Raw genomic sequence first — 23,029 nt, 5'->3', positions numbered from 1 at the left:
ATGAAAATTGCCCTTTGGATTCTTATTTTTTTGGCCACCTTTAGTATCATGGAATTTATGGCATGGTTTACCCACAAATATGTGATGCATGGCTTTCTTTGGGTGCTTCACAAGGATCATCACCGGAAAGACCATGATTCGTGGTTTGAGCGTAATGATGCTTTTTTCATTTTCTATGCTGTAGTGAGTATGACCTTGTTTTACTTAGGCGCCGAAACTGACTTTTGGTATGGGTGGCCTTTAGGCTTTGGCATTTTGGCATACGGTATCGCTTATTTCTTAGTGCACGATATTTTTATTCACCAACGCTTTAAAATCTTTAGAAACGCTAATAATTGGTATGCAAAGGGGGTTAGAAGGGCCCATAAAATTCACCATAAACATTTGGGCAAGAACGATGGAGAGTGCTTTGGAATGTTGGTGGTTCCGCTAAAATATTTCAAACAAAACCGTTAAAGATTACCTAAGTAAGGTATCCAATAAGGTTCGAACTTTTTTACTGTTCCAGTCGGAAATACCCTCTTTTGAGGCTACAATTTCACCAGCTTTGTTTATGATATATGATGCGGGAGGTTCTTTTATTTCTAAAGGAGACTTGTCACCAATAATCAAATAGGTTATTGGCATTGTAATTTTTACTTTCTCTGCAAATTCTTCTACTGGGGGTCTTTCTTCATTGGTAATAGCATAAAAATCAACCTTCCCCTTATAATCATCATATAACTTTTGAAGTCCACGCATTTCGGCTTCACAGGCAGGGAGTTTCCAACTTGCCCAAAATACTACGATAGCAACTTTGCCTTTCGATTTTTCGAAACTAAAAAAATCCCATTCTTCGTTCTTCAATCGCCAGTTATAATCAGCCAAAACTTCTCTTTGCTCTTCTGGTATGATTTCAGGGGATTGGGCGAATAATTGATTCAAAAATAGTTTTCCATAGTAACCAAGAGGGGTAACAAAGAAGGATAATATAAAAAGTATCAGCAGAACATTTAAAAAGGTCTTCTTGCTTAGTTTCATTTCAATTGGTTTTAACTAAAAAACTCCTGAAAATTCAGGAGTTTTAAAAATATGGATTTTGTTACGTTTATTAAGCGTTTTGCTTCTTTATTAGATTCAATGCTGAACCTTCTTTAAACCACTCAATCTGAGCATTGTTATAACTGTGATTTGCGATGATGGTGTCTTTACTTCCATCAGCATGAACCACCTCAATGGTCAAAGGCTTACCAGGAGCAAAATCTTTGATGTCGGTAAAATTGAAGGTGTCATCTTCCTGAATCAGGTCATAATCGTTCTCATTGGCAAAAGTCAATCCGAGCATACCTTGCTTCTTTAGATTGGTTTCGTGAATACGCGCAAACGATTTTACGAGAACAGCGGCAACACCTAAATGCCTAGGTTGCATAGCTGCATGCTCTCTAGATGAACCTTCACCATAATTGTGATCACCAACAACCATGGTCATAATGCCATTTGCCTTATATTCCCGTTGTGTATCTGGTACACCTCCGTATTCTCCATTCAATTGATTCTTTACGAAGTTGGTCTTTTTATTGTAAGCGTTTACCGCTCCAATCAACGTATTATTGGCAATATTATCCAAATGGCCCCTGTATCTTAACCAAGGTCCTGCCATTGAAATATGATCCGTCGTACATTTTCCAAAAGCTTTAATCAATAATTTCATCCCCATCAAACTTTCTGGTTTAATAGGTTCAAAAGGAGCCAATAATTGTAAACGTTCAGATTCTGGAGAAACAACAACCTCTACCCCACTTCCGTCAGCAACGGGAGCTATGAATCCGGCATCTTCAACTGCAAAACCTTCCGGTGGTAATTCATAACCACGTGGTTCATCCAACATGACCTCCTCTCCTTCTTCATTTATCAATTTATCGGTAGCAGGATTAAAATCCAATCGACCCGCAATGGCTATCGCGGTAACCAATTCAGGTGAACCTACGAATGCTAAGGTATTAGGGTTTCCATCGGCACGTTTGGCAAAGTTTCTGTTGAAAGAGTGTACAATCGTATTTCTTGGGCCATTTGCCGCTTTATCCCCATACCTATCCCACATACCAATACATGGTCCACAGGCATTTGCAAATACAGTAGCACCAATATTATTGAAGGTATCTATAAAACCATCCCTTTCTATAGTGTAACGAACTTGTTCAGAGCCAGGTGTAATGGTAAAGTCAGACTTGGTCTTTAAGTTTTTATCAGCAACTTGTTTCGCCAATGAGGCTGCACGTGAAATATCTTCATAAGAAGAGTTTGTACATGAACCAATCAATCCAACTTCAACATTCAATGGCCAATCATTAGCTTTTGCTGCCTCTCCCATTTTCGAAATGGGCGTTGCCAAATCTGGAGTGAAAGGACCATTTAAATGAGGCTCCAAGGTATTCAGATCAATTTCGATTACTTGGTCAAAATAAGCCTCTGGATTTGCATAACATTCAGGGTCGGCAGTAAGGTAAGCTTTCACCTCATTAGCTGCATCAGCAACATCTGCCCTATCTGTAGCCCGCAGATAACGGTCCATTGATTCATCATAACCGAATGTTGATGTTGTAGCACCAACTTCCGCACCCATATTACAGATAGTTCCTTTTCCTGTGCATGACATGGCAGTAGCTCCCTCACCGAAATACTCTATGATTGCTCCTGTTCCACCTTTTACGGTAAGTATGTCAGCAACTTTTAAAATGACATCTTTTGGTGCGGTCCAACCAGAAAGCTTTCCAGTTAGTTTGACACCAATCAATTTTGGAAATTTTAGTTCCCAAGCCATACCTGCCATTACATCAACGGCATCTGCACCACCTACTCCAATGGCAACCATCCCAAGACCACCAGCGTTCACGGTATGTGAATCGGTTCCAATCATCATTCCACCGGGGAATGCATAGTTTTCCAATACTACTTGGTGTATTATTCCTGCACCAGGTTTCCAGAATCCTATCCCATATTTTTTAGAAACCGAACCTAAAAAATCAAAAACTTCATTGCTGGTTTCATTAGCTCTTTTTAAATCGGCATCGGCACCTACTTTAGCTTGAATCAAATGATCACAATGCACTGTTGTTGGAACAGCCACCTTAGGTTTACCAGCATGCATAAATTGAAGCAAAGCCATTTGAGCCGTAGCATCTTGACATGCTACCCTATCAGGAGCGAAATCGACATAATCCTTACCTCGGGTAAATACTTTTGAAGGAACCCCTTCCCAAAGATGGGAGTAGAGAATTTTTTCGGCCAAGGTCATCGGCTTTCCTAGGAGTTCACGGGCTTTATCTACCCGTTCAGCCATGTGGGAATACACCCCTTTTATCATGTCAATATCAAATGCCATCTTGAATTATATTTAACAATTATTGAATTTTGGTAAAAATACGAAAACAGAAATGAACTTTTAGTGTAAAAAGTTGCGATAAAATCAATTTATATTGTCGCTATTCTAACAGTTCCCTGATAATTTGTTCTTCTGAAATACCTTCAGCCTCAGCTTTGTAATTTTTAAGCACTCTATGCCTTAAAATCCCCAAGGCAACGGCCTTTACATCTTCAATGTCTGGAGAAAATTTTCCGTTTACCGCTGCATGTGCCTTCGCACCTAAAATTAAATTTTGAGAAGCTCTTGGCCCTGCACCCCAATCAACAAAATCCTTTACTACTGCTGGAGCAGTTTCAGAACTGGGTCTTGTTTTGTTAACTAATCGTACCGTATAGTCAATTACGTTATCGGCAATGGGAATTCTTCGCACCAAACTTTGTACTTGTCGAATTCCCTCAGCACTGAACAAGGTATTTAGCACAACAGAATCGTCGCCAGTGGTCGATTTTACCACTTCTATTTCCTCTTCGATTGAAGGGTAGGTCAACTTTATAGCAAACATAAATCGGTCCAATTGCGCTTCAGGCAACGGATAGGTACCTTCTTGTTCGATAGGGTTTTGAGTGGCAAGAACAAAATAAGGCAGATCAAGCTTGTATTGATGTCCTGCGACGGTAACGGCCCGTTCTTGCATGGCTTCCAATAAGGCCGATTGTGTTTTTGGCGGGGTTCTGTTGATTTCGTCTGCAAGAATGATATTGGCAAAAACGGGACCTTTAATGAATTTGAAGTTTCGCTCTTGATCCAATACCTCACTACCTAAAATGTCACTGGGCATTAAATCAGGGGTAAATTGAATTCGTTTAAAATTCAACCCAAGTGTCTGGGCAATGGTATTGACCATTAGTGTTTTCGCTAGACCCGGCACACCTATCAATAAAGAGTGTCCACCCGTATAAATAGATAGTAATATTTGTTCGATTACCTCATTCTGGCCTACAATGACCTTAGCAATCTCTTTCTTTAAATTTTGATGTTTCTCAACAAGGTTTTGAACCGCTTGAACGTCAGACATTAACTTATTGTTTTACCCAATTGTTGGCAAAGTCGCAATCACGATTATCGGCATCTACATGAATGTAATTATCCTCTATTTTTTCGTCCATCCATTCCTTAATTGATCTATACTGCTTTTCTCGAAGCGCAAGCTCTTGAATCTTAAGGTAGTCTTTTGCGAAATCTGCCCGATGCTCATCATAACGGTTAGAAATCTTCATTATTTTAAACTTAGGAGCTCCACCCCTTGGGTCGTCTTCTTTTAGAGGTTTTGATATCTCGTTATCTTTCAGATTTCGAATCTGATTGTACAGTGACGGGTCCATTTTGGTCAACTCAAATTTGGCACTGAAATCTATAGGATTTCTAAGGACTCCACCGTCAAATTTAGTTTCTTTCTCATCTGAAAATGCCAATGCCGCATCTGCAAAAGTGAATTTACCATCTAAAATATACTGTCTAATGGAATCCAATTCTTTTACTGCCTTGTCTATTTCCTTTTCTGATATTTCGGGTTGTAATAGAATGTGGCGCAAATCGACCTCTTGACCCCTAATTTTTTCAACCATAATAATATGGTAACCAAAAGTTGTTTCAAATGGTTCAGAGATTTCACCTTCTTGCAAACTAAATGCCATGTCTTTAAATTCTTTGACAAAAGGTGTTTCTCGGGTCATACTGTAAAACCCGCCATTCGATCTAGAAGCCTCGTCCTTGGTATATAAAATCGCCTTTACTTTGAAACTGGAACCATTTTCCAATACATCCTGTCGAATTTCATTCAGGCGATTGATGACTTTATCTTTTGCTTCTTGACTAGGTTTTGGCTGCTTAACAATTTGCGAAATTTCAAGCTCAGCCCCTATCATGGGCAATTCCTCCTCATCAAACTTATTGAAGAACTGTCTCACCTCTTCTGGGGTCACTTCGATGTCCTCAACAATATTTGACTGCATTCGTTCTGAAAGCATTCGTAGTTTATTGATTTCAAAAAGTTCTTTTCTAAAGCTTTCACGATCCGGTTTATTGTAAAATTTCAACACCTTTTCCATTGAGCCTACTTGCGAAATCAATTGCTGAATTTGTGCATCACTTTGAGCATTTACCTGCTCATCGGACACCAATAAACTATCTTGAACTGCTTGATGCGCATAAAGCCGGTCTTCCATCAATTTTCCTAAAAGTTGACAATGCGAAATATCTTGGGTTGATGCACCTTGGTTTTTCAGGTCTATCAATGTTTTTTCGATATCCGAATCAAGAATTACATAATCCCCAACTACGGCAGCTATACCGTCAACTTTTATTCGCTTCGTGATTGTTGAATCAACTGCTTCAGCCACTTCTTGACCAAAACCTAGAACTGAAAAGCTCAATAATACCAGTACTGTACTAATCTTGTTTGCCATATATCTCAAATTCATTCTTTTTTTGGGCTTCATCTAAAATCTCGGTTTCGAGTTTTCTAATGAAGTCCATTCTCCTTCGATTAAGTATCAATTGTTTTATGTTAGGTTCGACATAGCTTAAGGGCGCTATATCATTGATATCCAAGACGTCAATTATCCTTCCCAAATATACCCCTACCGAATCTTGAAGCTCAAAGAATTGTGATTTCTTTAAGTACTTTTCTTGATTAAGATAGGTTAACGGGGGTATTTCTTCCATAAGTCTGCCAGTGCCGACCCAAGTAGAATCGTTCAAGTGAATCTTTTTAAATTGAACCGCTATCGAGTCAAGAAAATTCTTGTCTTCGTTCTCAAAACGTTTCATTCGTTCCACTACAATTTCCTTGTCCAAGAACTCTGGTGTTAACCCAACAAAACGCAATTGCACCACTTTTTCGTTCAATCTAAAATTTTGCTTTTCTGCCTCGTAGAATTGACGTATTTGATTCTTGCTAATGGCTGTATCCTGCGATTGGGCCACAAGGGCCTCAGTATATGCCCGTGTATACAAGTCGGCCTTGTAATTATCGACGAGTCTATTGAACTCGGCCTGTTTGGCTTCTGATAGATTGATTTTGGCCTTTGAAAGCAATAATTGTTTTGATGCCCAATTATTAATGTAGTTGTTTACTACCATGGCACTATCAAGACCGGATGCTGTATTGTTCAACAGTGAAACAATTTCATCTTCGTAAAGAAAACGCTCCCCTGCCCTAGCAATAGCCTTTCGCTCTTCTTTGCCTCCGAAAAGCTCTTTGCAAGAGGAAACTAGCAAAACGATTAACGCGAGCAGTAAAAATCTAAGTATTTGTGGCCGTGGCATTCCGCAAAAATAACAATTACTCAAAGTCGGGCAAGAAGCGAAAATCGGTTAACAGAAATTTAGCAGAAGTAAACATCAATAATTTTAGTACTTTTCTATCAAAACCAACCAAAAATGAAGTACACCACTGAAATTACTGTTGACTTACCCCTGCAGGAATTTATCAAGAAACTTGATAACCCTGAAAACATGAAACATTGGATGCGAGGACTAACCAGTTATGAGGTAATTACTGGGGAACCTGGTCAAGAAGGCACACGAATGAACATGAAATTCAAAATGGGCAAACGTGATATGGAAATGATTGAGACAATAATCAAAAGTAATTTTCCTGAAGAATTTCATGCCACTTATGATGCCAAAGGGGTACATAACATTCAAAAAAACTTTTTTCACGAAGTAAATGAAAACCAAACCAAATGGGTATCTGAAAGTGAGTTTCAATTTGCAGGATTTGGAATGAAGGCCATGGCATTTCTTATTCCAAGCATGTTTAAAAAACAATCACAGCAATATGCCAATGATTTCAAAAACTTTGCAGAGAATGGAACTTCGGTACTTGATCTATAAACGTTTACAGCGGGTATTGGCAATTCTTGCAATGGTTTGTCTTATCATTTTTTCAAGCTGTTCAAAGAAATCCGAAATCAATATTCTCGATGCAGCACTTGCTTCTGAACATTTTGCGATAAAGAGGGTTATGGACAGTTTGGAAGGTTTTGAACTTCAAATACGCTATACCCAAATTAACCGAAGAAACGATAGTGTGTTACTTACCGATTTTGATTTTCAGGTTGATGAAAATACTTATTTCTATCCGGCAAGTACGGTTAAGTTTCCTGCAGCTGTAGCAGCTCTGGAAAAGTTGAATCAGTTGGATTCACTTCATATGAATACAAGGTTTTATGTGGAAGGTGATTCGGTAGCGACCACCTTTGCACGGTCTATTGAAGAAATTTTTGCGGTTAGTGATAATGAAGCCAATAATCGGTTGGTGGAGTTTTTAGGTTTTGACGAGCTTAATGAAAAAATAGCAACGAAAGGGGTTGAGCCAATTCGCATAGCCCATCGTCTTTCTACGGCAGATGCCGATAATATCACTACCAAACCTTTGGTCATTTACGCCAACGATACTACAACAGTTACCTCGAAGCCCATAATCAACACCGCAGCTGCAAGCCTTGAATTAAATTCAATTCAAAAGGGCATAGGTTTTTATGGTGGAGATTCTCTTTATCAAGAACCGTTTGATTTCTCTTTGAAAAACTTTTTCCCAATCAATTCGCAAAGTGGATTGTTGAAACGGGTAATTTTTCCTGAAAATTTTAAGGAGGAAGAACGCTTAGATTTAAGCAAAGAACAACATGACTTTTTATTGAAATCAATGGCGGTTCTACCTTATGAGGCAGGTTATGACCGAAATGAATATTACGATGGCTATGTGAAGTTCTTTATGTATGGAGATACTAAGAAACCTATGCCAAGTGGAATCAAAATTTACAATAAGGTTGGTTACGCATATGGAACCCTTACCGATTGTGCATATATAATTGACAAAGAAAACGAAGTTGAATTTATGTTAGTCGCCACTATTTTGGTGAATAAGGACCAAATCTTTAACGACGACAACTATGAATACGACGATGTTGGTATACCTTTTTTAGCACAATTGGGAAGGGAGATTTATCAACGAGAGTTGAAAAGGTAAATCTTAATCGAATCTTAGGGCCGCTTTTCGAATACATCTCAATTCAAAACTTACTTAGCCCTGCAGTACGTCTTATTTTTGTGTAGTTCACCGAATTCTTATCGCAATCGAACCATAGTCACGTTCAAATATTGAACGGTTAAGTTTACTTATCAAATAAGACTACCCTTACAAAATGAACGGTTCCATTGAAAGCTTTTTGTACTTAAGCAAATCAAAGTATGGTTTATGCACCAAAGAACTTGATTTGTTTGCACAACAATTCAGTAGTCAGAACAGGCTTTTCGGCATAACAGGCTTCCTTTATTACAACAATGGCTATTTCATTCAATATTTTGAGGGCTCTTCAAAAGCTGTACTTCAACTAAAGCAAAACATTCAACTTGATTCGCGGCACGTTGTTAAGATTTGGTTGAATGATCGGGAGAAGAAAAATCGTAGGTTTCCAGACTGGTCAATGAACAACCTCAATGATATCCTGAAAAAAACAAATTCATTGAATAATACCCTAAACGTTTTGTACAGTATTCTTCTACTTTCGATGCAAAACGTTACAAACTCAGGGAAAAAAATTGATGGAATAACCCAGCGTCAGTTGTTTGAAAAGGTCGACGATTTGGCTTCGCTCGCCAATGAAATGAACCTAAACGAACGGCTTACAAATTGAAAAAGGTAAAAACTTGTTGATTTTAGCAGGGTTCGCCATATAAGTCGAAATCGGCCGCATCAATAATCTTGATTGGAACAAATTCACCAACTTTTACATAGTACTTGGCTGCATCTATCAATACTTCATTATCAACATCAGGTGAATCAAATTCAGTTCGCCCGACAAAATGTGCACCTTCCTTTCTATCGATTATACACCGAAATTCCTTTCCGATTTTTTCTTGATTCAGCTCCCAAGAAATCTGCGATTGAATTTCCATGATCTCATTTGCCCGTTGCTGCTTAACTTCTTCTGGAACATTATCCTCCAAAGAATAGGCATGGGTATTTTCTTCGTGACTGTAAGTAAAACAACCCAAGCGCTCAAAACGCATTTCTTTTACCCATTCTTTGAGTGTTTGAAAATCTTCTTCAGTTTCACCAGGATATCCCACAATCAAAGTCGTTCGAATGGCCATTTCAGGTACGGCATTCCTGAATTCTTCAAGAAGTTTGGTGGTTTTGGCTTTGGTTGTTCCTCTACGCATGCTTTTTAAAATGGGGTCAGCAATATGTTGCAATGGAATATCAATATAATTGCAAACCTTCGGTTCACGCTTCATTACTTCCAGAACATCCATCGGAAAACCTGTTGGGAAGGCATAATGTAATCGAATCCACTCTATTCCTTCAACGTTGACCAACGCATCCAATAATTCGGCCAGGTTTCGTTTTTTGTAAAGGTCTAAACCGTAGTACGTTAAATCCTGCGCTATTAAAATCAACTCCTTAACCCCATCCGCTGCAAGCTTCCCTGCTTCTACGACCAACTCCTCAATGGGCTTGCTCTTATGTTTACCACGCATCAAGGGAATAGCACAGAACGAACATGGACGATCACAACCTTCTGCAATTTTGAGATAAGCGTAATTTTTTGGCGTTGTAGTTAGGCGCTCCCCCATGAGTTCATGCTTGTAATCAGCACCAAGGGCCTTTAACAAATTGGGCAAGTCACTAGTGCCAAAATACGCATCAACGTTAGGTATTTCCTTCTCAAGATCCGGTTTATATCGTTCACTTAAACAGCCCGTTACAAAAACCTTATCGACCGCCCCATCTTCTTTCTTTTGAACGTACTCAAGAATTGTATTGACACTTTCCTCCTTAGCATTTGCGATAAAACCGCAGGTATTGATTACAACTACATTGCCTTCCTCTTCATGTACGACTTCCTTTTCATTTGCCCGTAATTGCCCCATCAAAACCTCAGAATCGTAGACGTTTTTGCTACATCCAAGGGTTACAACATTGATTTTGTTCTTTTTGATAGATTTCGTTCGCATACCTTCAAAGTGGCTGCAAAACTACAACTTAATCACGGTAATTGACGGGTATTTTTCGAGCTTTGGTCAATCTTTCAAAGGCAGCACCGATCTCATAAAGCTTACCTTCTTGAAATTGTTTTGCAATAAAGGTCAGACTCACCGGTTCTCCTGTTTCACGATATCCCATTGGTATGGTCAATGCGGGGTATTCTGCAACGGCTGCATAGCCCGCATGGTAATTATTTATGGATAAAATGGCATCCAATCGGTTCTCGTTCAAAACGGTATTAAAGAATGTTCTTCCATTTAATTTCAGGCTGCGTTTAATTTCCAAGAGCTCTTCTGCGGTAGTAGAATCTGCCAAAATTCCATCAAACCGAACTTGACCGTACGGAATTCGCACAACCGAATCTTTTGAGTTGAAATCGGCCACATCCCTTACTGATGTGACCTTAACAGCATCCTTATTGATAACCGATGCCTCGATATATTTTGGAAGGTCATTTTTCATATCAATATTCAATATGGAAAGGAAACCGTCGAATTCAACTTCCATAGGTTCAAATTCAACAATGGTCGCGCCAGCTTCTTGAATTTTTTCAACAGTCGCCTTGTAGATGGAATCACTTTCCATTAGAGCTTTAAACACACCAAATCGTTTGCCCTTCAAATTCGAATTTTCGTGTGCATACCAACGCTCCTCCCAATCTGCTTGAACTGATTCTTCATCCTTGATATCAAAACCCCGCATGGCATCCATCAAAATACCATTATCAATAACGCTTTTGGTCATTGGCCCAGGGGTGTCGAGCGTACTTGAAATAGGCACGATCCCAGTTCTACTCAATAAACCAATGGTGGGTTTCATTCCCACAACGGAATTCTGGCTTGAGGGAGATAAAATAGAACCTGAGGTCTCCGTACCGACCGCAGCAACCGCATAATTAGCGGCAGTAGAAGTGCCGCTACCTGCACTAGAACCGCCAGTATCAAAAACCCTGCGCCCATATGGATTGAGTGTCTGCCCACCGACAGCACTTTGCCCATTCGGACAATCGCAAAGAAAGTTGGCCCATTCACTCAAATTAACTTTTCCCAATATCAAAGCACCTTTTTCCTTTAGCCTCTCAACAATAAAGGCATCATCGGTTTGGTTGTCTAAAAAAGCCACCGCTCCAGCGGTGGTCTTCATGTTTTGAGTGCCAATATTATCCTTCAGAAGTATTGGCATACCATAAACTGGGTGTTTGCCATCGCTATTTGAATCCAATTTACGAGCTTCTTCAAGTACTTCAGGATTCAAAGCTATAATGGTATTCAACGTACTTTCGTTAGGCAATTCATATTTATAGATACGGTACAGGTAAAACAATACTAAATCCTCATAAGTAAATTTGGACTCCTTCACGTGGGACTGTATCGTCGGAATATCTTGCTCCAAAACCAAAGGACGCATCATTTGGTATTTATCTTCGGAAAATTTAGATACTTGTCCGTAAAGTGGCTGAAAAACCACATTTTTATCCAATACCTTACTTTGAATAAATTTATAGCGCATGCGCTCCTTTTCGTGGTCGGCATTCGCTGCTACTTCAAGAGAATCGTTATAAGGTGTCCAAAGAACAGTTTCTTCTTCAACTTCAATCGGTTCGTCAATTTCTTCTTCTTTTTCGACCTCAACATTGGGTTCCTTAGTGGTAGAATTGAACTTGCACGAAGCGACACCAATTACCAGTGCTATTAAAAAGACGTTATGAATTCGTTTCATTTTTCCTTGAAATTATTTTGAGTTTTTCGTTTTGGGTAGTTCTAGAACTACAGATTTCGCAACCATATCGTGAATTGCTTTTTTCTTTTCATCTGCAGTAGTAGTGAGAAGTGATAACCAACCCAATAAACTTTTGAGTGCAAAGCGAATTAGGGCAGCAGGAAAATTGAGCCTATCAAGGTTATCATTGTCTTTTCTTACGGTAATGTTGCTATAGGTATGTCCAATAGTACCTCCATTTAAACTTGTAAAAAGAGGGTCATAAAGAAAGAAAATCAGCACAAAGAGCACTATCCTCACAAAATTCGGTACTTCACTAAAAAGTGCCAATACTTCTGCGATGGCATACATGGTTCCTACAATTACAATTGCATCAATGACCACAGCTTTGATTCTATCCGGTAAGATTGCATATGTTCGTTGCATGGTATATCGAGTTATTTCGTCTCCTAAGATAATGGTAAAGAAACGCAAAACCACAGCCTGATGAAATCCGGAAAACCACTTTTAGCCTAAATACCCAAATTACTGGGTTTTGCCTATGGTTTACAATTTTCTAAATCTTAAAAAACGAATCTACGAACTCAAACTTATTGAAAACCTGTAGGTCTTCAATCCCCTCACCAACCCCAATATATTTTACGGGAATTTGAAACTGATCTGAAATCCCAATTACAACGCCACCCTTAGCTGTTCCATCCAATTTGGTTACAGCAAGGCTGGTTACCTCTGTTGCCTTGGTAAATTGCTTGGCCTGCTCAAAGGCGTTCTGGCCTGTAGAACCATCAAGTACCAACAGTACTTCGTGCGGTGCATCGGGAACAACTTTTTGCATTACGCGCTTGACCTTTGAAAGCTCATTCATAAGGTTGATTTTATTGTGCAATCGGCCCGCAGTATCGATCAAAACAATATCGGCATTGTCGGCCACAGCCGAATTTAAGGTGTCGAAGGCCACAGAAGCTGGGTCAGAACCCATCTTTTGCTTGATAATGGGAACATCAACTCGTTCTGCCCATACCTGCAATTGGTCTATTGCAGCCGCCCTAAAAGTATCCCCAGCACCAAGCACAACTTTCAGACCTTGATTTTTGAATTGGTGCGCTAATTTTCCTATTGTTGTGGTCTTACCTACTCCATTCACCCCAACTACCATAATTACATACGGTTTCTTATCTGTCGGAATCGAAAATTCTTGTTCTTCGCCCACATGGGTCTCTGAAAGCAAACCGGCAATCTCTTCACGCAGAATGCCATTCAATTCATCAGTACCCATATACTTGTCCCTAGCTACACGCTCTTCAATGCGTTCAATAATTTTAAGGGTGGTATTAACGCCAACATCTGAGGTCACCAGTACTTCTTCCAAATTATCGAGAACATCATCATCGACTTTTGATTTACCAGCAACAGCTTTACCCAATTTACCAAAGAAGCTTTCTTTACTCTTCTCAAGGCCTTTGTCAAGGGTCTCTTTTTTATCTTTTGAAAATATATTTTTAAATAAACTCATGTATTTCTTGGTAATGAATCAAAGATAGGAAAGTACCTAATGGTGATAAAACAAAAAAGCCGCTCCTTTGTCGGAACGGCTTTCTATTTCGTTGATTGAGAGGTCTTATCTTTTCGACAACCAGTCGTTAACCAACTCTGGTGCCATAACAGACTCTACGAAAGTGTAGGCGCCTGATTTAGGTGACTTCACCATCTTAATGGCCTTGGTCAATCTTTTCGAGCTGCTTTGCAGCGTTGCTACTGTTTTCTTTGCCATGGTCTATTATTTAATTTCTTTATGAACGGTCATTTTCTTCAAAACAGGATTGAATTTTTTCAACTCAATTCTGTCTGGAGTGTTCTTTTTATTTTTCGTGGTAATGTAACGCGAAGTTCCTGGCATACCAGAGGCCTTGTGCTCGGTACACTCTAAAATTACCTGAATTCTGTTTCCTTTCTTTGCCATTTTCTATCCTTTTACTTCACGTAACCTTTGGCCCTTGCATCTTTAAGAGCTGCAGATATACCTTTTTTGTTGATGATCTTAATGCCTTTTGAAGATACGTTCAAGGTCACCCATTTGTCTTCTTCAGGAATGTAAAAACGCTTTCTGAATATGTTGGCGTCAAACCTTCTTTTCGTCTTATTAATAGAGAAAGAAACGTTGTTTCCGAACATTACCTTTTTGCCTGTAACTTCACAAATCTTAGACATGATTCCTTGCTTAATTTTTTAGCGAGTGCAAATTTAGATAAATATCGCTCACTCACAAAATTAGAGGTCAGAAATTTGCAATTTCCTTGTAAAGAAGCTCAAAAGCCTTATTAACCGATTTATTTACGACCCTTTCGCGCAGTTTTCCCATTTGAAATTCCTTAGCAAATGTGCGTTCTGGCGTGCTAATGGCAATATAAACCGTTCCAACAGCAGCATTGGAATCTCCCTTACTTGGACCAGCATTACCTGTTGTTGCAATGGAAAAGTCCGTACCGATAATGTTCTTTATGTTTTCTGCCATTGCAATGGCCACCGCTTCACTGACGACCGAATGCTTTTTAATCAGTTCTTCATTGACCCCAACCAACTTCACCTTTGTTTCTGTAGCATAACTGACAACAGTACCTTTAAAATAGGATGAAGCTCCTGGCACGGCTGTTATTCTTTCTGCAATTTTTCCTCCAGTAAAACTCTCTGCCGTGGATAAGGTTTTGCCCTTCTCTGCAAGTAGTTTTCCCAATTGTGCTTCAATACTTTCGTCCTCTTCCTCTCCGTAAAGTATATCACCAATAAGGGGATGTAATTTTTGGACTTCTTGTTCAAGAAGACGTTTTAATCGGTCCTCATCCGTTCCTTTTGCGGTTAGACGTAACCTTACCCTACCCAAATTTGGCAAATAGGCCAATTTGATTTCTTCGGGAAGGTTGTCCTCCCAATCTTCAATAATTTCTGCAATCGCACTTTCCCCTAACCCATAGGTCATCAATGTTTTGTGAATGATATAGGGCCGCTCGAATTTCTCAATAATCCTGGGCAGAACACCATTTTGTATCAACCCCCTCATTTCATAGGGTACCCCAGGCAGCGAAACGAAAACGGTTCCATTCCTTTCCATCCAAATACCAGGGGCAGTGCCAAACTCATTGTGCAAGGCCACAGCCTTTGATGGTATTAAGGCTTGGCGCCGGTTCAATTCCGAAATTGGGGTACTGATATATTTTTTGAATAGCATTTCGATGTGTGCGAGCACTTGGTCATTTTGAATTAAAGTATCTTCAAAGTATTCGCACAAGGTGTGTTTGGTAATATCATCTTTGGTTGGACCAAGACCACCAGTAAGAATTACCACTTGGCTACGCGCGTTTGCGATTGCCAAACTATCTAAAATATGCTGCCGCTCGTCTTGTACCGAAGTAATCTGGTAAACGGAAACACCTATCTTATTGAATTCCTTTGCGATGTACGCGGAGTTGGAATCTATAATTTGACCAATAAGAATCTCGTCACCGATAGTGATTATCTCTGCTTTCATCTAAAAGTTTAGCGTAAATATACCGATTGCCTTAACTTTGAGGTTAGAGGCCAATACGGTAATTATTGAAGGTGGAAGTCGTTTTGCAACTCTGTGATTACTTGCAAAATGTCTTTCTTAAGTTGGGGGAACTTACTTTCAATTTGATCCATATTGGCCATATTTTTACCCATGGTCTCAATATCTAGGGCATTGGCACGGGTTGCTTCCATACCCAACAGGTCAACATTGGGTTTTATTTTATGGGCCAACTTATAGATTTGTTCGTGGTTCTTCGCCTCAATTTCCTTCTCCAATGCCTCAAGGTCTGCAGGCACTTCTTCTAAAAAAACAGAGATTACTGAATGGACAAAATCCTCGTCGCCCTCAGCCATTTCATTAATCTTATCCAGACTATATATCATTATCTTACATTTATTGCAAAAAATTCCTTACCCTCAATAGCCCCTTGAAGGTAGTCATTTCGTTCAACTTTACCAACACCTGCGGGGGTTCCCGTAAAGATTATGTCTCCTTTTTTCAACATAAAAAATTTAGAAACATAAGATATGAGTTCGTCAATGCCCCATAACATGAGGTTTGTGTTCCCATTTTGGACCAAAACCCCATTCTTTAACAAGGAAAACCCTAAATTATGTAAATTATTATAATTATCCTTACTAATCCAGTCACCAATTACAGCTGCTCCATCAAATCCTTTCGCTTTTTCCCATGGAAGCCCTTTTGACTTTAGTTCCGATTGCAGGTCCCTAGCTGTAAAATCAATGCCCAATCCGATTTCATCGTAATATTTGTGGGCAAATTTTTTATCAATATGCTTCCCTACTTTTTTGATTTTTACCAAGAGCTCGACCTCATAATGAACCTCGTTGGAAAACTCAGGAATGTAAAAGTCCTGTTCCTTTGGTAAAATGGCAGAATCCGGTTTAATAAAAACCACAGGTTCTGAAGGTCGTTCATTTTCAAGTTCATCTATATGCGCAGCGTAGTTGCGACCGATGCAAATTAATTTCATAAATGGTAAAAGAATGTTTGTATGTGGAAAAAAACGACTGCAAAATTCGATTGAATTTTGCAACTAACTAAATGTTTAACAAGAGTTTATGACAGCTTATTGTTCAGCTTGTTAAGCTTTAATTGTGTCAATACTTTTTTGGTGTACAACGGAAAATCGGCATTCAAAATCCAACCAAAATAACCCGGTTCTTTTTCAAGTACCTCATCAACCTTTTTACCCTTGTGCTTACCAAAACTAAAGATGGGTTCCCCTTCTTTGTTCTTAGCTATAAAACCGGCAAAATCAAGTGATTGTTTTCGGGTTGTAAACTCCGACAGTTTTTTAACGTTATTTTCCAGTTCAGGATAACGCTCCAATTGCGCGAGGAGCACTTCATAAGTAGCATTGGTATCCGCCTCCGCACTATGAGCATCATCAAGATTTTTGTCACAATAGAATTGGTAGGCGGCACCGAGGGTACGTTTTTCCATTTTATGGAATATGGTCTGCACATCTACAGATACCATACTTTTCATATCAAAATCAACTTCGGCGCGTAGCATTTCTTCGGCCAAAAGTGGTATGTCGAACCTATCGGAATTAAAACCCGCCAAATCACTGTCTCGAATCATCTGATAGATTTCTTTGGAAAGCTCTTTAAAGGTTGGCTCATTGGCAACGCGCTCGTTAGAAATGCCATGAACGGCCACCACATCGTCTGGAATCGGCATTTCAGGATTGACCAACCAGGTCTTACTTTCCTTATTACCGTTTGGGAAAATTTTTAAAATTGATATCTCAACAATTCGGTCTTTCGCCACATTGGTTCCCGTTGTTTCCAAATCAAAAAAACAAATGGGTTTGGTGAGGTTCAGCTGCATAAATACTATCGTGCTTTAGAAAACAGCCAAGGTAACAATTCTGGTTCTTTAAAGGCGTAATCCCAGCTATTATGTTTGACTTCTGGATACAGATTATAGGTAACCCTGGCATTCACTTTTTTCAAGGCATCCACCATTTGCGAAGAGTATTTTGGGGGAACGATATCATCGGCATCCCCATGAAAGACCCACCAATCCAGCTTTTTAAGTCTAGGCGCAATTTTTGGATTCGCCCCACCACAAATGGGAAAGGCCGCAGCAAATAGTTTTGGATTTCGGTTGACCAATTCAAAGGTGCCGAAACCACCCATAGAAAGCCCTCCAACATACCGTTGGTTTCGACTTATCTTAAAGGTTTTTGAAAGCTCGTCCAATAGACCTTCCAACAAAACCATTTCAGCGGTGGGTTTGGCCCGCTCGTAAAACACAAATTGGTTTTGACCACCAGTATTGCTAAAACCGATTCTTGCCCAAGAACTATTGGTAGCACATTGCGGAAATACAACAATGGCAGGATATTTTTGTCGGATGGAGTCCCGTAGAAACAACTCCGCTCCGTGCTTCAATTGTGATTCGTTGTCATTGCCCCGCTCACCAGCACCATGTAAAAACAGTAGCAGTGGATACTTTTTGGAACTGTCAAAATCTTTTGGTAATAAGATGCGATACGGTAGTTCTCCATCGTCGGACACGAATTTTTTCTTTTCGAATAAATCAAAATCCTGTGCAGTTAAATGGAAAGTAAAAAGTGCAAATACAGCTAAGGTGAAAAAACGGATTACGGACATCACTTTAAATTTTACCTTCTAAGGTAGTGAGCCCAGGCTAAACTATTTGAAACTGATTTAGATTTCGCGATTGGAATCCCAATCTTCCAGATAATCGGCGACCGCTTTAACGAACATACCGCCCAATGCCCCATTGACCACCCTATGGTCATAACTGTGTGAAAGGAACATTTTACTACGCACGCCAACAAAATCACCATCAGGGGTTTCAATCACCGCAGGTAGTTTACGAATGGCCCCCAAAGCCAGAATACCGACTTGGGGTTGGTTGATGATGGGCGTACCAAAAACACTACCAAAGGTGCCCACATTGGTCACCGTATAGGTACCTTCTTTTATTTCGTCTGGTTTCAACGCATTATTACGCGCACGATTGGCCAGGTCGTTCACGGTCTTCGCCATACCCACCAAGTTCAATCGGTCGGCATTTTTGATAACCGGAACAATTAAGTTTCCGTCGGGCAATGCTGCTGCCATACCAATATTGATGTTCTTTTTCTTGATAACATTATCCCCATCAACCGAAATGTTCATCATCGGAAACTTCTTCAAGGCCAGGGCTACGGCCTCCATAAATATTGGGGTGAAGGTCAATTTTTCGCCTTCACGCTCCTCGAATTTCTTTTTGACCTTATTACGCCAGTTCACCAAATTGGTGACATCGACCTCAACAAAGCTCTGTACATGAGCCGATGTTGAAATACTATCGGTCATGTGCTTGGCAATGAGTTTGCCCATTCGGCTCAATGGAATAATTTCATCACCGTCTTTGATCTCAACTGGGGGTGCGGCAGGTTGACTGTTCGCCGGTCTAGTCGCAATCTCAGATTTAACAGCTGGGGCTGTAGCTGGTGCTGACTCCTCGATTGTCGGTGCTGTCGGAGGTACCTGTTTCACAGTGTTCCCAGTAACTTGGGTCTGGCCTCCCCTATTTGCCACATAGGCTAGAATATCGTTTTTGGTCACACGACCCTCAGCGCCGGTACCCGCGATACCATCAAGTTCTGCCAATGAAATACCTTCTTCTTTGGCGATGTTTTTAACCAAAGGCGAATAAAAACGGTCCGAATTCGAAAAATCGGTGCTTTCAACGGCAACCGTTTCGATAGCGGCACTCACGCGCTCTTCAACAGCCTCAACGTGCTCGGTTACCACTTCTTCAACTGGCACTGGTTCGGCTGCAACGGCAGACTCTGATGCCCCACCTTCAATTTCTATAACGGCTACTACCTCACCAACTTGAATTACATCGTCAACTTCAAATCGCTTTTCAAGCAATTTGCCTTCTACCTCACTGGGCACTTCAGAATCTACCTTATCGGTGGCAATCTCAAATACCGGCTCATCCAAATCAATGGTATCTCCCACTTCTTTGAGCCAAGTCGTCAATGTCGCTTCTGCAACACTTTCTCCCATCTGCGGTAACTTCAATTCGAATTTTGACATATTCTTAATCTGTTCGTTGATTCGGCCTATTTTTTTGCAAAAATAATAATTCTATCGTCTTTTTATTGATTTTATTGTATTGAAATGCATCAATTCGCCTTAATGGAGTTCTCAAAGGGAACCCGATTTAAGATACTGCGGCCAAGGGTGACCTCATCGGCATATTCCAACTCATCCCCTACCGAAATACCGCGGGCAATGGTCGAGGTTTTAATTTCAATACCCTCCAATTGCTTGTAAATGTAAAAGTTGGTGGTATCGCCCTCCATGGTTGAACTCAGCGCAAAAATCAATTCTTCGATACCCCCAGCCTTTAATTTTTGCACCAGTGAGCTGATGTTCAAATCTTGGGGCCCTACCCCTTCCATAGGTGAAATTTTACCACCTAGTACATGGTAAAGCCCTTGGTACTGCGAGGTACTCTCAATGGCCATGACATCGCGAATATCTTCTACAATACAGATAATGCTTTTGTTGCGCTTTGGGTTGGCACAGATTTCGCAAATTTCAGTATCTGAAATGTTATGACAGTTGTTACAATAACTTATTTGGGTACGAAGGTTAGTCAGTGCGGTCGTCAGCTCTTCGGTCTGGCGCTCCGGTTGCTTAAGTAGGTGCAACACTAAACGCAAGGCCGTGCGCTTACCGATGCCCGGTAATTGCGAAACCTCGTAGACCGCATTTTCAAGAAATTTTGATGAAAATTCCATGTGGTAAAATTACGATTAATCTTCTGGAAATTGATTTCGTATTTTGCACTTCAAATACCTTTTATGTCCGCCCTTCAGATACTTCTGCTGATTGCAGCTTATTTTTTGGTCTTGTTGCTCATCAGCTATTTCACGGGTAAAAACGACTCCAATGCCGATTTCTTTAAGGCCGGGAAACAATCACCTTGGTATTTGGTGGCCTTTGGTATGGTGGGCGCTTCGCTTTCTGGGGTGACCTTTATCTCGGTACCCGGTTGGGTTGAAGCATCTGAATTCAGTTATATGCAGGTGGTGCTGGGGTACTTATTTGGCTATTTTGTGGTGGCTTTTGTACTCTTGCCCATTTACTATCGGTTGAACCTTACCTCTATCTATGAATATTTAAAGGAACGTTTTGGGCCGACCAGTCACAAGACCGGTGCCTTTTTCTTTTTTGTCTCGCGGGTTTTGGGCGCGGCTTTTCGACTGTTTTTGGTAGCCATTGTATTGCAACAATTTGTATTTGATGATTTTGGAATACCCTTTGAAATAACAGTGGTCATTTCAATTTTATTGATATGGATTTACACCAACCGTGGGGGTATAAAGACCATTGTATGGACGGACACCTTGCAGACCACCTTTATGATTTTGGCGGTTATCCTATCCATCATATTCATCAATCGAGAATTGAACTGGAGCTTTGGCGAGTTCTTGGCGTCGGATGAGCTGAAACAGTACAGCAAGTTTTTATATACTGATGATTTTTTGGCGCGCAACCACTTTATCAAATCATTTGTTGGGGGCATGTTCGTGACCATCTGTATGACCGGTTTGGACCAAGACATGATGCAGAAGAACTTGACCTGTAAAAATTTGAGGGATGCCCAGAAAAATATGGTCTCCTTCAGTTTTGTTTTGGTTGGGGTTACCTTTTTGTTCATGCTATTGGGGGCTTTACTTTTTATTTATGCTGGACAAAATGATATTGCCGTACCGCTGATGGACGGTGCCCCAAAGACCGATTTATTGTTTCCTGAGATTGCCCTGAACAGCGGCTTAGGACTCACCTTGAGCATCACCTTTATGTTGGGCTTGATTGCCGCTGCCTATAGTAGTGCCGATAGCGCTCTGACCTCATTGACCACTTCGTTCTGTGTGGATTTTTTGAATGTAGAGCAAAAACCGGAGGCCGAACAAAAGCGCATTCGCAAGCGTACCCACATCTATATGAGTGTGGTACTTATTGTGGTCATCATTGCCTTTAAATACATATTGAGCAGGAATGTGATTGACAGCTTGTTAATTGTAGCCGGTTATACCTATGGCCCATTGCTCGGGCTTTTTGCCTTTGGCATTTTTACCAAACATCAGATTAAGGACAAGTATGTTTGGGTAGTTGGGGGCTTATCGGTTCTTTTAATCTTTCTTTTGGACCAAGTAGTACCCAAGACCTTTTTAGGAGGTTATGAACTTGGATATGAATTACTGCCTTTAAATGGATTGTTGACCTTTTTAGGGTTGTGGCTGATTCGGAAGCGAAATTAATCAGGTATTTTGTCTATAAACATTGAGATTATATATTTTTTATATAAAAATTACCTAAATAAGGTAGAATTCGTTTTGTAGATTTTATAGGGCTTACCATAGTTTTTCATAGTTTTAAGAGAGTTAACCAAAACTGCACATATTTATGTGATGGTGCAGCATTCGCCTGCGGCGAACAAAATTGCTACACGGCTGCGCCCTTCCCGCCCTTTTGCAAGGCTGCCCCATCGAGAGGGCTACACCAAATTGCCAGAACCGTAGGATGAGGGACCCATTTGCAAACACCGCCGCAACGGCAGAAATCAACGCAGCACATCACCGGCTAAACGCAATTTGGCACGGCCACAATTGTCCTTTTTGTTTTATGTAACTTCGTTACAACACCAAAAATTACAGGACCGCACTGCGCGTAGCCCTCTCGTTAGCAAACATTAAATGCTTCTACATAGAATCGTAAAATTCTTAAACGAAAGGAAATCCAAATCATATCCGTACTCGGACATACTTCATTTATGGGAAGATGATTACGCAATGATTGAGTTAGTACCTTCTGAAAATTTGGAATTTGCCATAAAAGAAGGACAGAGAATAAATGAATTTGGAGAAAAACACAGGGACGGACTTGGATTTTCTGACATAACTGAAATTGGGGAATTGAAAGTAAAAGTTTCGGACAGAAAATTGGACTTTTCAAAAGCTTTAGAAATTTTAAAGTCCACGGGGCTACCACCAATAACTCAGGTTGTTCATCAAAACGTTGGACTTAAAAAATCGGAAGACCCGCCTTTTGGTTTTGGTAGCCAAAAATTTGGAGTTTTGCTGGAGGAAAATAATGGACACTTAAATAGGATTTGGCTGACAGGTTTCACTGAAAATGAGGAAATCAAGAATAAAACAAAATCTGGACTTCATAACTTTTCTAAATCATTCGACTTCATTGCCGTAAACTGGTACCAAGGGACAGTTTTTGACTTACGGAAAGAAAGCGAAGCCGATAAATTTGTAAATAACGTTTGCCAACACGGTGTATAATTAATT

25 protein-coding genes are annotated in these 23,029 nt (G+C 40.1%); 6 read left to right on the top strand and 19 right to left on the bottom strand.

Going from position 1 to position 23,029, the window contains the following annotated elements:
• On the top strand, nucleotides 1-456 hold the full coding sequence (locus HCU67_RS16255) for a sterol desaturase family protein (RefSeq protein ID WP_168553719.1): 456 nt from the start codon (nucleotides 1-3) through the stop codon (nucleotides 454-456).
• A gap of 3 nt (nucleotides 457-459) precedes the next feature.
• On the opposite strand, the gene HCU67_RS16250 is transcribed toward HCU67_RS16255, so the two are convergent.
• The 5 genes from HCU67_RS16250 to HCU67_RS16230 all read right to left on the bottom strand — a co-directional run bounded on the left by HCU67_RS16250 (nucleotide 460) and on the right by HCU67_RS16230 (nucleotide 6,670).
• On the bottom strand, nucleotides 460-1,020 hold the full coding sequence (locus tag HCU67_RS16250; RefSeq protein WP_168553718.1) for a TlpA family protein disulfide reductase: 561 nt from the start codon (nucleotides 1,018-1,020) through the stop codon (nucleotides 460-462).
• A gap of 70 nt (nucleotides 1,021-1,090) precedes the next feature.
• The gene (locus HCU67_RS16245) at nucleotides 1,091-3,361 is read right to left on the bottom strand and encodes an aconitate hydratase (protein ID WP_168553717.1); all 2,271 of its coding nucleotides are present in this window, start codon (nucleotides 3,359-3,361) and stop codon (nucleotides 1,091-1,093) included.
• A gap of 100 nt (nucleotides 3,362-3,461) precedes the next feature.
• Nucleotides 3,462-4,418: an AAA family ATPase gene (locus HCU67_RS16240; RefSeq protein ID WP_168553716.1), complete on the bottom strand. Its 957-nt coding sequence runs from the start codon at nucleotides 4,416-4,418 to the stop codon at nucleotides 3,462-3,464.
• Nucleotides 4,419-4,422: 4 nt separating this feature from the next.
• Nucleotides 4,423-5,808, bottom strand: coding sequence for a peptidylprolyl isomerase (locus tag HCU67_RS16235; RefSeq protein ID WP_246865821.1), 1,386 nt, complete (start codon nucleotides 5,806-5,808; stop codon nucleotides 4,423-4,425).
• Complete coding sequence (locus HCU67_RS16230; RefSeq protein ID WP_168553714.1) at nucleotides 5,792-6,670, bottom strand: peptidyl-prolyl cis-trans isomerase; 879 nt, start codon at nucleotides 6,668-6,670, stop codon at nucleotides 5,792-5,794. The genes HCU67_RS16235 and HCU67_RS16230 overlap by 17 nt, the downstream gene beginning before the upstream one ends.
• A gap of 114 nt (nucleotides 6,671-6,784) precedes the next feature.
• On the opposite strand from HCU67_RS16230, the gene HCU67_RS16225 reads away from it, so the two are divergent.
• The 3 genes from HCU67_RS16225 (at nucleotide 6,785) to HCU67_RS16215 (ending at nucleotide 9,045) form a co-directional block, all read left to right on the top strand.
• Nucleotides 6,785-7,240, top strand: a complete 456-nt coding sequence (locus tag HCU67_RS16225; RefSeq protein WP_168553713.1) for an SRPBCC family protein — start codon at nucleotides 6,785-6,787, stop codon at nucleotides 7,238-7,240.
• Complete coding sequence (locus HCU67_RS16220) at nucleotides 7,215-8,378, top strand: serine hydrolase (protein WP_168553712.1); 1,164 nt, start codon at nucleotides 7,215-7,217, stop codon at nucleotides 8,376-8,378. The genes HCU67_RS16225 and HCU67_RS16220 overlap by 26 nt, the downstream gene beginning before the upstream one ends.
• Nucleotides 8,379-8,553: 175 nt before the next feature.
• Nucleotides 8,554-9,045 carry a BLUF domain-containing protein gene (locus HCU67_RS16215; RefSeq protein WP_168553711.1) on the top strand — a complete coding sequence of 164 codons (492 nt, stop codon included), beginning with the start codon at nucleotides 8,554-8,556 and terminating at the stop codon, nucleotides 9,043-9,045.
• A gap of 22 nt (nucleotides 9,046-9,067) precedes the next feature.
• Here HCU67_RS16215 and rimO read toward each other — a convergent pair whose 3' ends face one another.
• From rimO to recR, 14 genes are all read right to left on the bottom strand, one after another.
• Nucleotides 9,068-10,369 (bottom strand): 30S ribosomal protein S12 methylthiotransferase RimO, encoded by a 1,302-nt coding sequence (gene rimO / locus HCU67_RS16210; RefSeq protein ID WP_168553710.1) that lies wholly within the window; start codon nucleotides 10,367-10,369, stop codon nucleotides 9,068-9,070.
• A gap of 28 nt (nucleotides 10,370-10,397) precedes the next feature.
• Entirely contained in the window at nucleotides 10,398-12,119 is a 1,722-nt protein-coding gene (locus HCU67_RS16205) for an amidase family protein (protein ID WP_168553709.1), read from the bottom strand.
• 12 nt (nucleotides 12,120-12,131) lie between these two features.
• A complete protein-coding gene (locus HCU67_RS16200; protein WP_168553708.1) occupies nucleotides 12,132-12,545 on the bottom strand; it encodes an RDD family protein in 414 nt (137 codons plus the stop codon).
• A 130-nt stretch (nucleotides 12,546-12,675) separates the two neighbouring features.
• Nucleotides 12,676-13,632: a signal recognition particle-docking protein FtsY gene (ftsY, locus tag HCU67_RS16195; RefSeq protein ID WP_168553707.1), complete on the bottom strand. Its 957-nt coding sequence runs from the start codon at nucleotides 13,630-13,632 to the stop codon at nucleotides 12,676-12,678.
• A 105-nt stretch (nucleotides 13,633-13,737) separates the two neighbouring features.
• On the bottom strand, nucleotides 13,738-13,890 hold the full coding sequence (locus tag HCU67_RS16190; RefSeq protein WP_168553706.1) for a DUF4295 domain-containing protein: 153 nt from the start codon (nucleotides 13,888-13,890) through the stop codon (nucleotides 13,738-13,740).
• 6 nt (nucleotides 13,891-13,896) lie between these two features.
• A complete protein-coding gene (gene rpmG / locus HCU67_RS16185; protein WP_168553705.1) occupies nucleotides 13,897-14,079 on the bottom strand; it encodes a 50S ribosomal protein L33 in 183 nt (60 codons plus the stop codon).
• Nucleotides 14,080-14,090: 11 nt separating this feature from the next.
• Nucleotides 14,091-14,327 carry a 50S ribosomal protein L28 gene (gene rpmB, locus HCU67_RS16180; protein WP_168553704.1) on the bottom strand — a complete coding sequence of 79 codons (237 nt, stop codon included), beginning with the start codon at nucleotides 14,325-14,327 and terminating at the stop codon, nucleotides 14,091-14,093.
• A 67-nt stretch (nucleotides 14,328-14,394) separates the two neighbouring features.
• Complete coding sequence (locus tag HCU67_RS16175) at nucleotides 14,395-15,642, bottom strand: competence/damage-inducible protein A (protein ID WP_168553703.1); 1,248 nt, start codon at nucleotides 15,640-15,642, stop codon at nucleotides 14,395-14,397.
• Between the two features lie 62 nt (nucleotides 15,643-15,704).
• The gene (locus HCU67_RS16170; protein ID WP_168553702.1) at nucleotides 15,705-16,046 is read right to left on the bottom strand and encodes an Hpt domain-containing protein; all 342 of its coding nucleotides are present in this window, start codon (nucleotides 16,044-16,046) and stop codon (nucleotides 15,705-15,707) included.
• Nucleotides 16,046-16,657, bottom strand: coding sequence for a fumarylacetoacetate hydrolase family protein (locus HCU67_RS16165; RefSeq protein ID WP_168553701.1), 612 nt, complete (start codon nucleotides 16,655-16,657; stop codon nucleotides 16,046-16,048). The genes HCU67_RS16170 and HCU67_RS16165 overlap by 1 nt, the downstream gene beginning before the upstream one ends.
• A gap of 86 nt (nucleotides 16,658-16,743) precedes the next feature.
• Nucleotides 16,744-17,520 carry a 3'-5' exonuclease gene (locus tag HCU67_RS16160; RefSeq protein ID WP_168553700.1) on the bottom strand — a complete coding sequence of 259 codons (777 nt, stop codon included), beginning with the start codon at nucleotides 17,518-17,520 and terminating at the stop codon, nucleotides 16,744-16,746.
• A 5-nt stretch (nucleotides 17,521-17,525) separates the two neighbouring features.
• Nucleotides 17,526-18,308, bottom strand: a complete 783-nt coding sequence (locus tag HCU67_RS16155; protein WP_168553699.1) for a carboxylesterase family protein — start codon at nucleotides 18,306-18,308, stop codon at nucleotides 17,526-17,528.
• Nucleotides 18,309-18,365: 57 nt separating this feature from the next.
• A complete protein-coding gene (locus HCU67_RS16150; protein ID WP_168553698.1) occupies nucleotides 18,366-19,754 on the bottom strand; it encodes a dihydrolipoamide acetyltransferase family protein in 1,389 nt (462 codons plus the stop codon).
• Nucleotides 19,755-19,843: 89 nt separating this feature from the next.
• Nucleotides 19,844-20,464, bottom strand: a complete 621-nt coding sequence (gene recR, locus HCU67_RS16145; RefSeq protein ID WP_168553697.1) for a recombination mediator RecR — start codon at nucleotides 20,462-20,464, stop codon at nucleotides 19,844-19,846.
• 63 nt (nucleotides 20,465-20,527) lie between these two features.
• On the opposite strand from recR, the gene HCU67_RS16140 reads away from it, so the two are divergent.
• Both HCU67_RS16140 and HCU67_RS16135 read left to right on the top strand, forming a co-directional pair.
• Nucleotides 20,528-21,991: a sodium:solute symporter gene (locus HCU67_RS16140; RefSeq protein WP_168553696.1), complete on the top strand. Its 1,464-nt coding sequence runs from the start codon at nucleotides 20,528-20,530 to the stop codon at nucleotides 21,989-21,991.
• 531 nt (nucleotides 21,992-22,522) lie between these two features.
• Nucleotides 22,523-23,023, top strand: coding sequence for a hypothetical protein (locus HCU67_RS16135; RefSeq protein WP_168553695.1), 501 nt, complete (start codon nucleotides 22,523-22,525; stop codon nucleotides 23,021-23,023).
• Nucleotides 23,024-23,029: the final 6 nt, after the last annotated feature.

This window comes from Croceivirga thetidis (assembly GCF_012272815.1).
Taxonomy (GTDB): Bacteria; Bacteroidota; Bacteroidia; order Flavobacteriales; family Flavobacteriaceae; genus Croceivirga; species Croceivirga thetidis.
This window is presented reverse-complemented; position numbering and strand designations above follow the sequence as displayed.